Source organism: Brevundimonas sp. 2YAF1, from assembly GCF_052114745.1.
In the GTDB taxonomy this organism is placed as follows: Bacteria; Pseudomonadota; Alphaproteobacteria; order Caulobacterales; family Caulobacteraceae; genus Brevundimonas.
The window spans coordinates 388,160-402,073 of record NZ_JBFRFI010000001.1; the positions used below are offsets into that span (position 1 = coordinate 388,160).

Genomic DNA, 13,914 nt, shown 5'->3' on the forward strand with positions numbered 1-13,914 from the left:
TCCGGCTTCAGGCGTCGGTTTGCCGCTTGGCGCTGCAAGCTTATTCCGCAGGCGCCTTCTCCGGCCGCTGCAACTTCGCTTTCCCCCGTGAGTTTCGAAATGGGGCAGCCGGATTGCGACGAGGCGAAACAGGGTGTCATGACCATCGACCGCCTTTGCATCGACACCATCCGCACCTTGTCGATGGATGCCGTACAAAAGGCCGAGTCCGGCCACCCCGGCACGCCGATGGCCTTGGCGCCCGTGATCTACACCCTGTGGCAGCGCTTCTTGCGCTACGATCCCACCGACCCGTTGTGGCTGAACCGCGACCGCTTCGTGCTGTCCAACGGCCACGCCTCGATGCTGCTCTACTCGATGTTGCATCTGGCCGGGGTCATGGCGACGGGCCCGGATCAGGAGCTTCTGGACGCCCCCGCCGTCTCGCTCGACGACATCAAGGCCTTCCGCCAGTTGGACAGCAAATGCCCGGGTCATCCGGAGTATGGCCACACGACGGGCGTTGAGACGACGACCGGTCCGCTCGGTCAGGGCTGCGGGAACAGCGTCGGCATGGCCATCGCCGAGCGCTGGCTGGCCAAGCATTTCAACCAGCCCGACTTCGCCGTCTTCGACCACGACGTCTATGTCCTGTGCAGCGACGGCGACCTGATGGAAGGGGTCAGCAGCGAGGCCGCCTCGATCGCCGGCCACCTGATGCTGGGCAACCTCTGCTGGATCTACGACGCCAACAACATCACCATCGAAGGTCACACGGATCTGGCCTTCACCGAGGATGTCGGGGCGCGTTTCCTCGCCTACGGCTGGAACGTGATCCATGTCGGCGACGCCAACGACACCCAGCGGATAGCCGAGGCCCTTGCGCAGTTCCGCGACACCGAGACCACGCCCACCCTGATCATTGTCGATAGTCATATCGGCTATGGCGCGCCGCATAAGCAGGACACCAGCTCCGCCCATGGCGAGCCCCTGGGCGAGGAAGAGGTCCGCCTGGCCAAGCGCAGCTACGGTTGGCCGGAAGACGCCCAGTTCCTCGTCCCCGAGGGCGTGCGCGAGCATTTCGACGCCGGCATCGGCCTGCGCGGCCGGCAGGTGCGAATGGCCTGGCAGAAAGGCTACGACGCCTATCGTGCGCAGCATCCAGACCTGGCCGAGCAACTGGACCAGATGGCCAAGGGCGAGCCGCCGGTGGGCTGGGACGCCGACCTCCCCAACTTCCTCGCCGACGCCAAGGGCATGGCCAGCCGCGAGTCGTCGGCCAAGGCGATCAACGCCATCGCGCCGCGCTATCCCTGGCTGATCGGCGGCTCGGCGGACCTGTCGCCCTCGACCAAGACCAACCTCACCTTCGAGACGGCCGGCAGTTTCGAAGCCGGCTCATACGGCGGCCGCAACCTGCATTTCGGCATTCGCGAGCACGCCATGGGGGCCATCCTCAGCGGCCTGGCGCTCTCCGGGCTGCGCGCCTACGGCTCCAGCTTCCTGATCTTCTCCGACTACATGAAGCCGGCCATCCGCCTCGCCGCGCTGATGCAACTGCCTGTCGTCTATATCTATACCCACGACTCCATCGGCCTCGGCGAGGATGGTCCGACCCATCAGTCGGTCGAACAGCTTGTTGGCCTGCGCGCCATTCCAAACCTCGTCGTCCTGCGGCCGGCAGACGCCAACGAGGTGGTCGAGGCCTGGTGGGTCATCGGCGGACTCAAGCATCAGCCAGCTTGCCTGGTGCTAAGCCGTCAGGCGCTGCCGACCTTCGACCGCTCGCTCTACGGCTCTGCCCAGGGGCTGGCCTGCGGCGCCTATGTCATGGCGGACGCCCAGGACAAAGACCCTGACGTGATCCTGATCGGCACGGGCAGCGAAGTCAGCGTCTGCGTGAAGGCCTTCGAGACCCTCAAACACCAAGGCGTGGCCGCCCGGGTCGTCAGCATGCCGTCGTGGGAGTTGTTCGAGCAACAGGACCAGACCTATCGCGACGGGGTGCTGCCGCCCCACGTCACGGCGCGCGTGTCAGTGGAAGCCGGCTCTGTGATCGGCTGGGACCGCTACGTCGGGGCCGACGGCGCCAGGATCGGTATGCGCTGCTTCGGGGCGTCGGCCCCCGCCAAGGACCTGATGGCCCGGTTCGGATTCACGCCGGACGCGGTGGTCGAAGCCGCCAAGGCCCAGTTGGCGCAAGCAAAGGGACAAGGCGCATGAACCCGTTGCGGCAGCTTGAGGCCTGCGGCCAGGCGATCTGGCTGGACTATCTGAAGCGCAGCCTGATCCAGACGGGCGGCCTGAAGGCCCTGGTCGACAATGATGGGCTGAAGGGCGTGACCTCCAACCCCTCGATCTTCGAGAAGGCCATCGCCGAGAGCGACGAATACGCCGACGCCATCAAGGCGTTTCAGGCCGACGCGGACCACAGCGTCGCGGACATCTACGAACACCTGGCCATCGAAGACATCCAGGCGGCCGCCGCGGTTCTGCGCCCGGTCTTTGAACAGACCGAGGGCCGGGACGGCTACATCAGCCTGGAATGCTCGCCCTATCTGGCCAACGACACCCAAGGGACCATCGTCGAAGCCCTGCGTCTGCATCAAGCGCTGGATCGACCCAACGTCATGATCAAGGTTCCGGCGACGCCCGCCGGCATCCCCGCGATCCGCGAGCTGACCGGGCGTGGATTGAACATCAACATCACCCTGCTGTTTTCCCTGGACGCCTATGAACAGGTGGTCGAGGCCTATCTGTCCGGGCTCGAGCAGTGGCAACGGGCGGGCGGCGACCTGTCCAAGATCGCCAGCGTCGCCAGCTTCTTCCTCAGCCGCATCGACATTGCGGTCGACAAGCGGCTGGACAAGCTGAACGACAAGGCCTTGGCGGATGGGCTACGCGGCAAGGCGGCCATAGCCAGCGCCACACTGGCCTATAGCCGCTACCAGGCTCTGTTCTCCGGCCCGCGCTGGCAAGCCCTGGCCGCAGCCGGGGCCAAGACCCAGCGCCTGCTATGGGCCTCCACCAGCACCAAGAACCCGACCTACAAGGATACCCTCTATGCCGAGGCGGTGATCGGTCTCGACACCGTGGACACCTTGCCGCCCGCGACCATGGACGCCTTCCGCGATCATGGCGTCGCCACGGCCGACGCCATCGAACAGGGCGTGGACGAGGCCCGCGCCTTGCTCGTGGCGCTGGAGCAGCAGGGCGTGTCGATGAAGGCCGTCACCAACGCCCTGGTCGCCGATGGCGTCCAGCAGTTCGCCGACGCCTTCGACAGGCTGTTCGCCGTCATCGCCCGCCAGCGCAGCCAACTGAACGGCGAAGGCTCCAACCAGCAGATCGTCTGCGGCTCGCCTGAACTGGAGGCTGCCGTGACCAGGATGATGGAGGCGTGGCGAAAGGACGGCCGCATTCGCCGGCTCTGGGCCGGGGACAAGACGCTGTGGAGCGATGCCGACGAGGACCAGTGGATGGGTTGGCTGGACGCGGTGGACGAGGCGCTGGCCGAGCTCGCACCGCTGCAGGCCCTGGCCAAGGACGTCCAGCAGCGCGGGTTCACCGACGTGCTGTTGCTGGGCATGGGTGGCTCCAGCCTGGGGCCGGCCGTCCTGGGCGAGACCTTCGGCCGCCAGCCCGGCGCGCCGCGTTTCCATATGCTCGACAGCACCGATCCGGCCCAGATCAAGACCGTCGAACAGGCGGTCGATATCGGCCGGACCCTGTTCATCGTCTCTTCCAAATCTGGCGGCACGTTGGAGCCCAATATCTTCTTGGACTACTTCATGGACCGCGTGGTCGCGGTGCGGGGCCAGGACAAGGGCAAGGCGGGCGAGCAGTTCATCGCCGTAACCGACCCCGGGTCTTCGCTGGAGACGCGCGCTAGAACCTTGGGCTTTAGCCATATCTTCTACGGCGCGCCCTCCATCGGCGGGCGCTATTCGGTGCTGTCCAATTTCGGCCTGGCGCCGGCGGCGGCCATGGGCCTGGATGTTGCACGCCTGCTTCGCACCACCCAGCCGATGCAGCACGCCTGCGGACCCGACGTCCCACCTGCGGAAAATCCAAGCGTGCAGCTTGGAGTTCTGCTGGGCGTGGCCGCCAGGCAGTTCGGCCGCGACAAGGTGACGATCATCACTTCGCCGGGCATCGAGCCTCTCGGCGCCTGGCTGGAGCAGCTCCTGGCCGAGAGCACCGGCAAGCAGGAACGCGGCCTCGTCCCCCTGGCCGACGAACCGCTGGCCTCCCCCGACCTTTACGGCCAAGACCGGCTGTTCGCCTATATCGAGCTGGACGGTCGGGGCGAGGCCGCACTGCGCCAGGCGGTGCAAGCACTGGAGCAGGCCGGCCACCCCGTCGTACGCATCACGATCAAGGACATCTGGCGCCTCGGCCAGGAGTTCTTCCGCTGGGAGATCGCCGTGGCTGTGGCCGGAGCGATCATCGCCATCAACCCGTTCGACCAGCTCGATGTCGAGGCCAGCAAGGCCAAGACCAAGGCCCTGACCAAGGCCTATGAGACGTCGCAAAGCCTGCCCGAAGAGGCGCCGCTGTTTCGCGGCAAGGGGGTCGCCCTCTACGCCGATCCGCGCAACGCCGCCAACCTTGGCCGGCACCACAGCCTGTCGGGCTACCTGAAGAGCCATCTGGACCGTCTTCACGCGGGCGACTACGTGGCGCTCCTGGCCTATATCGAGCGCAACGAGCGCCACAGCCAGGCGCTGACCGCGATCCGGGCCCGTATCCGCGACAAGACCCGGGCCGCAACCTGCCTGGGCTTCGGGCCGCGCTTCCTGCATTCGACCGGCCAGACCTACAAGGGCGGACCCAACAGCGGCCTATTCCTGCAACTCACCTGCGACGACCCGGCCGACATCCATGTGCCGGGCCACGGCTACAGCTTTGGCGTGGTCAAGGCGGCGCAGGCGCGCGGCGATCTGGAGGTGCTGGTCGAACGCGGCCGACGGGCGCTCCGCGTTCATCTGACCGATGTCGACGCTGGGCTAGCCGAGTTGGCCCAAGCCCTGGACGCGGCGCTCGCGCAACCGCGCCGCTCGAAGGAGTGACGGCCCCATGCAGATCGCGATGATCGGACTTGGACGCATGGGGGGCAATATGTCCCGCCGTTTGATGGCGGCTGGGCACAGTTGCGTGGTCTATGCCCTGGACGCTAAGGCGCGCGACGTCCTGGCCAAGGAGGGCGCCACGGCCGCCGACTCGCTGGCGGACCTGGTCGGCAAGCTGCAAAAGCCGCGCGCGGTGTGGCTCATGCTACCCGCCGGACAGGCCACCGAAGAGACTGTCCATCAATTGCGCGATTTGCTTGAGACCGGCGACACGATCATCGACGGCGGCAACAGCTTCTACAAGGACGACATCCGCCGGGCCAAACTCCTAGGCGAAAAGGGTGTCGCCTATGTCGACTGCGGCACCTCGGGCGGGGTCTGGGGCCTGGAGCGCGGCTATAGCATGATGATAGGCGGACCCCAGGAGGCCGTCGCCCGTCTCGACCCGATCTTTGAGGCCCTGGCCCCCGGTGTCGGCCACATCCCCCGCACGCTCGGGCGCACCGGCGAGGTTTGCCAGGCCGAGCGCGGCTACATCCATGCGGGTCCCGCCGGCGCAGGGCACTTCGTCAAGATGGTGCACAACGGCATCGAGTATGGGTTGATGCAGGCCTATGCCGAGGGCTTCAACATCCTGCGCAACAAGATCTCCGAGGATCTAGCGGAGGACGAACGCTACACCCTGAATCTGGCGGATATCGCCGAGGTTTGGCGGCGCGGCAGCGTGATTACCTCCTGGTTGCTCGACCTGGGGGCCGCGGCTTTGGTCAAGGACGAGCAACTCAACGAGTATTCCGGCTTCGTTCAGGATTCCGGAGAAGGCCGCTGGACCGTGGAGGCCGCCATCGAGGAAGCGGTACCAGCGGACGTGCTGTCCACCGCCCTCTATGCACGCTTCCGCTCGCGCCGGGACCACACCTTCGCCGACCGGATGCTGTCGGCCATGCGCTTCGGCTTCGGCGGCCATATCGAAGGCGCCGAGGCGATTGATCCCGCGCCCGCATCGGGCGCCGCAGGGCGAGCGCCGTCGAAGCCCGGGCCGGACTAGGACGTGTCCAGCGATGCGTTAGCTCGCATGCGACCTGTCAGCTTAAGTCTTCAGAGCAAAGCGCCTTTCCCGCCACCGCCCCCGGCGACATCAGCCCGGCGAACAAACCTGCGGTCAGATCATCCCTGCGCATCCCGACGATCTAGCGTCGCATATCTTCGTTTTTGCAATCTCTCCCTAAGCCTTGGCCAAAGCCCGCCGACGTGTTCTTCTGATCTCCGCCAGCCCCTCGCCTTAACGCGCCAATTAGTGAGCGCCTTCCCTCTGATCCCACGCTGCACAGACATTTCAGTCAGGCACCATGGACGAACATCCCGCCGCCCCTGAACGCTCGACGACCGACGCTGAAAGACGCGGGCGCGTCGGCCGAAAGCGAGGGATCTGGATTCTGCTCCTGTCCATAGCGGCGCTTCTGGCCCTGGCCTGGTTTCTGACCCATCGAAATTCCAACGCGGACAAGGCGCGCGCGGGCCACAAGCCGCCCCTGGCTGTCGCCGTGGCGGCGGCGACCAAGGGGTCGGTCCCGATCCAGGTCGATGCGCTCGGCACGGTCACGCCTCTGGCCGAGGTGGCGGTACAGCCGCAGGTTTCAGGCGTGATCGCCGCCGTCCTCTATCGGGAGGGCCAGATCGTCGCCAAGGGCGCGCCTCTGGTCGTGATCGACCCGCGCCCGTTCCAACTGGCCCTGCAACAGGCCGAAGCCGCCCTCGCCCGCGACGAGGCGCAGCTTCAAATCGCCCAGCTGACCCTGGACCGTTACCGCACCCTGTCGGCGCAGGACTCAATCGCCGGCCAGGATGTCGACACCCAGGCCGCGACCGTCAAGCAACTGGCGGGCGCCGTAGCCGGCGATCGCGCCGCCATCGGCGCAGCAAGGCTGAACCTGACCTTCAGCCGGGTCTCGGCCCCAGTCAGCGGCCGGATCGGACTGCGGACGGCGGATCTGGGCGCCTATGTCACGCCAGCCGGCGGCGGCGTCGCCACGATTGCGCAACTGACCCCCATCGACGTCGAATTTTCGGTTCCGCAGCAGGACCTGACGCGCATCCGCACCCGCTTGGCGGCGGGGTCGTCGCCGCCCGCGACCGCCCTGGACGAAACCCGCACCCGCGTCCTGGCTCAGGGACAGTTCCTGACCCTGGACAACGCCGTGGACGCCGCCACCGGCACGGTGAAGGCCAAGGCCCGCTTCGCCAATACGGACGGCGCCCTCTTCCCCGGCCAGTTCGTCAATACGCGGCTGCTGCTCGAGGTTCAGGAGGATGTCGTCCTCGTCCCGTCCGCAGCCGTTCGCACCGGGCCCAGGGGCGATTTCGTCTATGTCGTCAGCCCAGCCTCCAAGGCCACCTTCCGTTCCGTCCGCCGCGGCCCGACCAGCGGCGACCTCGTCTCGATCAGCCAGGGACTCGCCGTCGGGGAACAGGTGGTCACGGCCGGCGGCGATCAACTGACGGACGGCGCACAGGTGGTTCTGTCGAACGCGGGAAACCCAAACTCTGCGACCCACCAACACCCAGGCCGATGAATATCTCGGGCCCCTTCATCCTGCGTCCGGTTGCGACCGCACTGATGATGGCGGCGCTGGTGCTGGCGGGACTGGCGGCGTTTCGCCTGCTGCCGCTCTCCGCCCTGCCCCAGGTCGACTACCCGACCATCCAGGTCCAGACTCTCTATCCCGGCGCCAGCCCGGAAGTGATGGCCAACACCGTCACCGCCCCGCTGGAACGCCAGTTCGGCCAGATGTCGGGCCTTGGCCGAATGAGTTCGACCAGCGCGGCGGGCGCCTCGGCGATCACCTTGCAGTTCGATCTGTCCCTGTCGCTTGACGTGGCCGAGCAAGAGGTCCAGGCGGCCATCAATGCGGCGGGAAGCCTGCTGCCCGCCGATCTGCCGGCACCGCCCATCTATGCCAAGGTCAACCCGGCCGACGCCCCCGTCCTGACCCTCGCGATCACCTCCGCCACCCTGCCTTTGACCCAGGTGGAGACCCTGGTCGACACTCATCTGGCCCAGAAGATTTCCCAGGTCGGCGGCGTGGGTCTGGTGTCGCTCAGCGGCGGCGCCAGGCCAGCCGTCAGGGTTCAGGTCGACACCCAGCGGCTTGCATCCTACGGCCTGACCATCGACGCCCTGCGCACCGCGATCGCCAGCGGCGCGGCCAGCGGGGCCAAGGGCGGTTTCGACGGCCCGAGCCGCGCCTACACGATCGACGCCAACGATCAGTTGACCACGGCCCAGGACTATCGGGACATGGTGCTGCTGTATCGCGATGGAGCCGCCGTCCGGCTATCGGACGTCGCCAGCGTTATCGACAGCGCCGAAAATGCGCGGCTGGGCGCCTGGGCGAATTTGACCCCCGCGATCCTGGTCAACGTCCAGCGTCAACCCGGGGCCAATGTCATCGCGACGGTCGACGCCGTAAAGGCGCGCCTACCCGACCTGACGACCGGTCTTCCCGCCGGGCTCAAGGTCGAGGTGCTGAGCGATCGCACGACCAGCATCCGCGCCTCCGTCCGCGATGTCGAGTTCGAGATGCTGCTGGCCGTCGCCTTTGTCGTGGCGGTGATCTTCGCCTTCCTCCGCAGCGGCCCCGCGACCCTGATCGCGGGCCTGGCCGTGCCGATCTCGCTGATCGGGACCTTCGGCTTCATGTATCTGATGGGGTTCAGTCTCAACAATCTCAGCCTGATGGCCCTGACCATCGCCACGGGCTTTGTCGTCGACGACGCCATCGTCATGATCGAGAACATCGCCCGCCGCATCGAGGCCGGCGAAAAACCGTTCGAGGCGGCCCTGAACGGCGCCCGCCAGATCGGCTTCACCATCGTCTCGCTGACCGTGTCGCTGATCGCGGTGCTGATCCCCCTGCTGTTCATGGGCGATGTGGTGGGGCGGCTGTTCCGCGAGTTCGCCGTCACCCTGGCCGTCACCATCGCCATTTCCGCCGTGGTGTCCCTGACGTTGACGCCGATGCTGTCGGCCTATTGGCTCAAGCCGCGCCCGTCCCGACCGGAGGGGCAAACCGAAGCCAAGCCGGACGTCTTCCAGCGCCTGCTGTACCGCTATGATCGCGCCCTGGACTGGGTGCTGGACCGTCAGGGCGCGACGCTGGCAGTGGTCGCCGTCACCCTGGCCCTGACCGCCCTGCTCTATATCGTCATCCCCAAGGGCCTGTTCCCGACCCAGGACACCGGCCAGCTTCAGGCCGAGGTGCGCGCCGCCCGTTCCATCTCCTATGGCGGCATGGCCGAAACCCAGCAGGCAGTCGCCAAGGTCCTGTTGCAGGACCCGGACGTGGCCTCACTGAGCGCCTTCATCGGCGTCGACGGCGTCAACACCTCCCTGCTGGGCGTCGGGCGGATGCTGATCAACCTCAAGGACCATCGCACCGCCTCCCAGGCCGTGATCATGGACCGACTGAAGCAGGCGGCGGCGACCGTGCCGGGCGTGGTCCTCTATGTTCAGCCGGTTCAGGACCTGACCATCGACGCCGAGACCGGCCCGACCCAGAACCGTTTCGCCCTGCAGGGCTCGGACCAGGCGACCGTCGACCTCTGGACGCAGAAGCTCGCAGCCGCCCTGCAGGACGGATCGAAGCTGAGGAACGTCGTCACCGACGCGGGCGCGTCCGGTCTGGCCGCGTACGTCAACATCGACCGGGATACGGCGGCGCGGCTCGGCGTCACCGCCTCGACGGTGGACGAGACCCTCTACAGCGCCTTCGGCCAGCGGATCGTCTCGACCATCTTCGACGAAACCAACCAGTATCGCGTCATCCTGGAGGCCGACCCGACGCTGGTGTCCACGCCCGCGGACCTGGCCCTGCTGCACGTTCCGACCACTGGCGCGCCGACGCCCCTGTCCGTAATCGCCGCCATCGAGGAGCGGTCGGCGCCGCTGGAGGTCAACCATGTGGCTCAGTTTCCTGCCGCGACCGTAGGATTCAATGTCGCGCCGGGCGCCTCGCTGGGCGCGGCGGTCGGTCAGATCCGCCAGACGGCCCAATCCATCGGGCTTCCGCCCAGCGTCCAGATTGTCTTCCTGGGGGCCGCCAGCGCCTATGAGAACTCGCTTCAGAACGAGCTCTGGCTGATCCTGGCCGCCGTCGTCTGCGTCTATATCGTGCTGGGCGTTCTCTATGAGAGCTTCATCCACCCCCTGACCATCCTGTCGACCCTGCCGTCGGCCGGGATCGGGGCTCTGCTGGCTCTGATGCTGACCGGCAACGACCTGGGGGTGATCGGCGTCATCGGGATCATTCTGCTGATCGGCATCGTCAAGAAGAACGCCATCATGATGATCGACTTCGCCCTGGACGCCGAGCGCGACCAGGGCAAGCCGCCGCGCGAGGCGATCCATCAGGCCGCGCTGCTGCGTCTGCGGCCGATCCTGATGACAACCCTGGCGGCCATGTTCGCCGCCGTGCCCCTGATGCTGGGATGGGGGGTGGGCTCCGAACTTCGTCACCCGTTGGGCATCGCCATCTTCGGCGGGTTGATCATCAGCCAAGCCCTGACCCTGTTCACCACGCCTGTCGTCTATCTGGCCTTCGACCGCCTGACCCGGCGTCGAGCGCCAGCCGCCCTGGGCGAGGAGGCGTCGGCATGAACCTGTCGGGGCCATTCGTCCGTCGTCCGATCGGCACCATCCTGCTGACCCTCGGCCTGGCCCTGACCGGCATCGCCGCCTTTTTCAACCTGCCGGTCGCGCCCCTGCCCCAGGTCGACTTTCCGACGATTTCGGTTTCGGCCAGCCTGCCGGGGGCCAGTCCCCAGACCATGGCCGCCAACGTCGTCACCCCGCTGGAACGCCGCCTGGGCGTGATCTCGAACGTCAGCGAACTGACCTCGTCCAGCACCACCGGCCAAGGCCGGATCACCCTGCAGTTCGATCTCAGCCGCGACATCAACGGGGCAGCGCGCGACGTCATGGCGGCGATCAACGCCGCGCGCGCCGACCTGCCCACGACTCTGAAGGCCAACCCCAGTTACGCCAAGACCAATCCCGCCGACGCTCCGGTCATGATCATCGCCCTGCAATCCCAGACCCGCACCCCGGGCCAGATCTATGAGGCCGCCGCCAACATCGTCCAGCAGACCCTGTCGCAGATCGACGGCGTCGGCTCGGTCGAGTTGGGCGGAAGCTCTTTGCCTGCGGTGCGCGTCGAACTGAACCCTCATGCCCTGAGCCAATACGGCATCGGCATGGAAGACGTACGCGCCGCCATCACCGCCGCCAACCCGAACCGCCCCAAGGGGGTCATCGAGGACGGCGCCCGCGCCTTTCAGATCTACACCAACGACACGGGCCAGTCGGCGGCCGATTTCCGCGACCTGATCCTGGCCTGGCGCGACGGGGCCCCGGTGCGTTTGAGCGATGTGGCCGAGGTGGTCGACAGCGTCGAGGACCTGCACACCCTGGGCCTCTACAACGGCGAACCCGCTGTCGTGGCGCTGATCAGCCGCCAGCCCGGAGCCAATGTCATCAAGACCGCTGACGGCGTCAGGGCCGCCCTGCCCTTGCTGAAGACGCGCCTGCCGGCCGACATCGAAATGGCCGTCGCCGCCGACCGGACGCTGACGACCCGGGCCTCGCTGAAGGAGGTCGAGATCACCCTGCTCATCGCTCTGGTGCTGGTCGTGCTGGTCGTGGCCGTCTTCCTGGGCAGCGTCCGGGCCACGATCATTCCCGCCGTCGCCGTGACCGTGTCGATCCTCGGCGCTGTCAGCGTCATGTTCCTGCTGGGCTTCAGCCTCAACAACCTCAGCCTGATGGCCCTGACGGTGGCGACCGGCTTCGTGGTGGACGACGCCATCGTAGTTCTGGAGAACACCAGCCGCCATCTGGAAAGGGGCATGGACCGCGTCCAGGCCGCCTTGCTGGGCGCGCGCGAGGTCGGCTTCACCGTCGTCTCGATCAGCCTGTCTCTGGTGGCGGTCTTCGTCCCCCTGCTGTTCATGGAAGGGATCGTCGGCCGCCTGTTCCGCGAGTTCGCCGTCACCCTGGCGGCGGCGGTGCTGATTTCGCTGGTGATCTCGCTGACGGCGACGCCGATGATGTGCGCCTTCCTTCTGCGTCCCGCCCGCCAGGCCAAACAGCCCGGCCGACTAGCGTCTGCGTTGAACCGGGGCTTTGAGCGTGTGCGCGACGGCTATGGATCGGCGCTCGAATGGGCGCTGGATCACGGTCGGTTGATGCTGTGCGCCCTGGCCATTGTGATTGGGCTGAACGTCTATCTGTTTACCGCCGTGCCCAAGGGCTTCTTTCCTATCCAGGACACCGGCCAGATCAGCGGCGGCCTGAGGGCCGACCAAAGCATCTCGTTCCAGGCCATGCAGGGCAAGCTGAAGCAAATTCTGGACGTGGTGGGTCAGGACCCCGCCGTTCAATCCGTGGTCGGCTTCACCGGAGGATCGCGGGCGGGCGGCGGCTTCGTCTTCATCACCCTGAAGCCCAAGCCCGGTCGCAAGGACAGCAGCCAGACCGTCATCGCTCGACTACGCCCTAGGCTGATGCACGTCAGCGGTGCGACGCTGTTCCTCAGCCCGGTTCAGGACGTCACCATCGGGGCGCGACAAAGCAACGCCGCATATCAGTACACCCTGAAGAGCGACAACGCCGCCGATCTGGCGACCTGGGCGGGGGCCCTGGCCGACGCCATGAGCCGGCGCCCTGACCTTGTCGACGTCAATTCCAACGCCCAACCCAACGGCCTGGAATCCTATGTCATGATCGACCGGACCGCCGCCGCTCGCCTGGGGATCAATTCGGCGACGCTCGACAACGTCCTCTACGACGCCTTCGGCCAGCGGCAGGTGTCCACGATCTACAAGAACCTCAACCAGTACCATATCGTCCAGGAGGTCGCCCCCCAGTACGCCCGCGATCCCTCGGCCCTGTACGACGTCCATGTGCCCGTCAGCGGCGGGGCGACGGTTCTGGCGGCCGGTTCGGTTCAAGCGAGCACCGGCCCGACGGCCTCGCCTGTCCGCAACGCCTCCCAGGGATCCGCCCTGACCCTGACCCCGCGCAAGACAGCGCCGCTCGCGGCCTTCGCCAGTTTTTCCGACTCGGCCGCACCGACGACGATCAACCATCAGGACGGCCAGCTGGCGACGACCATTTCGTTCAACCTTCCACCTGGAAAATCCCTCAGCGACGCCAGGGCGGCGATCGCCGCCGCGGAAGCCGAAATCCATATGCCGTCCAATGTTCAAGGCAGTTTCCAGGGCGCGGCCAAGGCGTTTCAGGACTCGCTGAACAGCCAGCCGCTGTTGATCCTCGCCGGCATACTGGCGGTCTATCTCGTCCTCGGCGTCCTCTACGAAAGTCTGATCCACCCGCTCACCGTCCTGTCGACCCTGCCCTCGGCGGGGATCGGGGCCGTGATCGCCCTGATGGCCTTCAAGATGGAGTTTTCGATCATCGCCCTGATCGGGCTGATCCTGCTTATCGGCATCGTCAAGAAGAACGCCATCCTGATCATCGACTTCGCCATCAACGCCCAGCGCCAACGTGGGTTGAGCGCGCGTGACGCCATCGGCGAGGCGTCGATGCTGCGGTTCCGCCCCATCCTGATGACCACCCTGGCGGCCGCCCTCGGCGCCCTGCCCCTGGCCATCGGCTTCGGCGACGGGGCCGAACTCCGTCAACCCCTCGGCATAGCCATTATCGGCGGTCTGGTGGCCAGCCAGTTGCTGACCCTGCTCACCACGCCGGTGGTCTTCCTCTACCTGGACCGTCTCGGGAGCCCGCGCGCCAGGGCGGCGCGAGCCGCGCCTACCGCTACTCCATCCCCCCTTGGAACCGCCTAGG

Annotated in this window: 6 protein-coding genes; all 6 read left to right on the top strand. The window is 66.7% G+C overall.

Annotated features, from left to right (window positions below):
• Positions 1-138 precede the first annotated feature (138 nt).
• Positions 139-2,202, top strand: coding sequence for a transketolase (gene tkt, locus AB4Y68_RS01805; RefSeq protein WP_441453526.1), 2,064 nt, complete (start codon positions 139-141; stop codon positions 2,200-2,202).
• A complete protein-coding gene (locus AB4Y68_RS01810) occupies positions 2,199-5,051 on the top strand; it encodes a bifunctional transaldolase/phosoglucose isomerase (RefSeq protein ID WP_441453528.1) in 2,853 nt (950 codons plus the stop codon). Before tkt ends, AB4Y68_RS01810 begins: the two co-directional genes overlap by 4 nt.
• 7 nt (positions 5,052-5,058) lie before the next feature.
• Positions 5,059-6,099 carry a phosphogluconate dehydrogenase (NAD(+)-dependent, decarboxylating) gene (gnd, locus tag AB4Y68_RS01815; protein ID WP_441453530.1) on the top strand — a complete coding sequence of 347 codons (1,041 nt, stop codon included), beginning with the start codon at positions 5,059-5,061 and terminating at the stop codon, positions 6,097-6,099.
• Positions 6,100-6,400: 301 nt separating this feature from the next.
• On the top strand, positions 6,401-7,624 hold the full coding sequence (locus AB4Y68_RS01820) for an efflux RND transporter periplasmic adaptor subunit (RefSeq protein ID WP_441453532.1): 1,224 nt from the start codon (positions 6,401-6,403) through the stop codon (positions 7,622-7,624).
• On the top strand, positions 7,621-10,707 hold the full coding sequence (locus AB4Y68_RS01825; RefSeq protein ID WP_441453534.1) for an efflux RND transporter permease subunit: 3,087 nt from the start codon (positions 7,621-7,623) through the stop codon (positions 10,705-10,707). Before AB4Y68_RS01820 ends, AB4Y68_RS01825 begins: the two co-directional genes overlap by 4 nt.
• Positions 10,704-13,913, top strand: coding sequence for an efflux RND transporter permease subunit (locus AB4Y68_RS01830; RefSeq protein WP_441453536.1), 3,210 nt, complete (start codon positions 10,704-10,706; stop codon positions 13,911-13,913). The genes AB4Y68_RS01825 and AB4Y68_RS01830 overlap by 4 nt, the downstream gene beginning before the upstream one ends.
• Position 13,914 lies beyond the last annotated feature (1 nt).

Coding starts and splice junctions, on each gene's coding strand:
- tkt (WP_441453526.1), top strand. CDS start 139: ATGACCATCGACCGCCTTTGCATCGACACCATCCGCACCTTGTCGATG.
- AB4Y68_RS01810 (WP_441453528.1), top strand. CDS start 2,199: ATGAACCCGTTGCGGCAGCTTGAGGCCTGCGGCCAGGCGATCTGGCTG.
- gnd (WP_441453530.1), top strand. CDS start 5,059: ATGCAGATCGCGATGATCGGACTTGGACGCATGGGGGGCAATATGTCC.
- AB4Y68_RS01820 (WP_441453532.1), top strand. CDS start 6,401: ATGGACGAACATCCCGCCGCCCCTGAACGCTCGACGACCGACGCTGAA.
- AB4Y68_RS01825 (WP_441453534.1), top strand. CDS start 7,621: ATGAATATCTCGGGCCCCTTCATCCTGCGTCCGGTTGCGACCGCACTG.
- AB4Y68_RS01830 (WP_441453536.1), top strand. CDS start 10,704: ATGAACCTGTCGGGGCCATTCGTCCGTCGTCCGATCGGCACCATCCTG.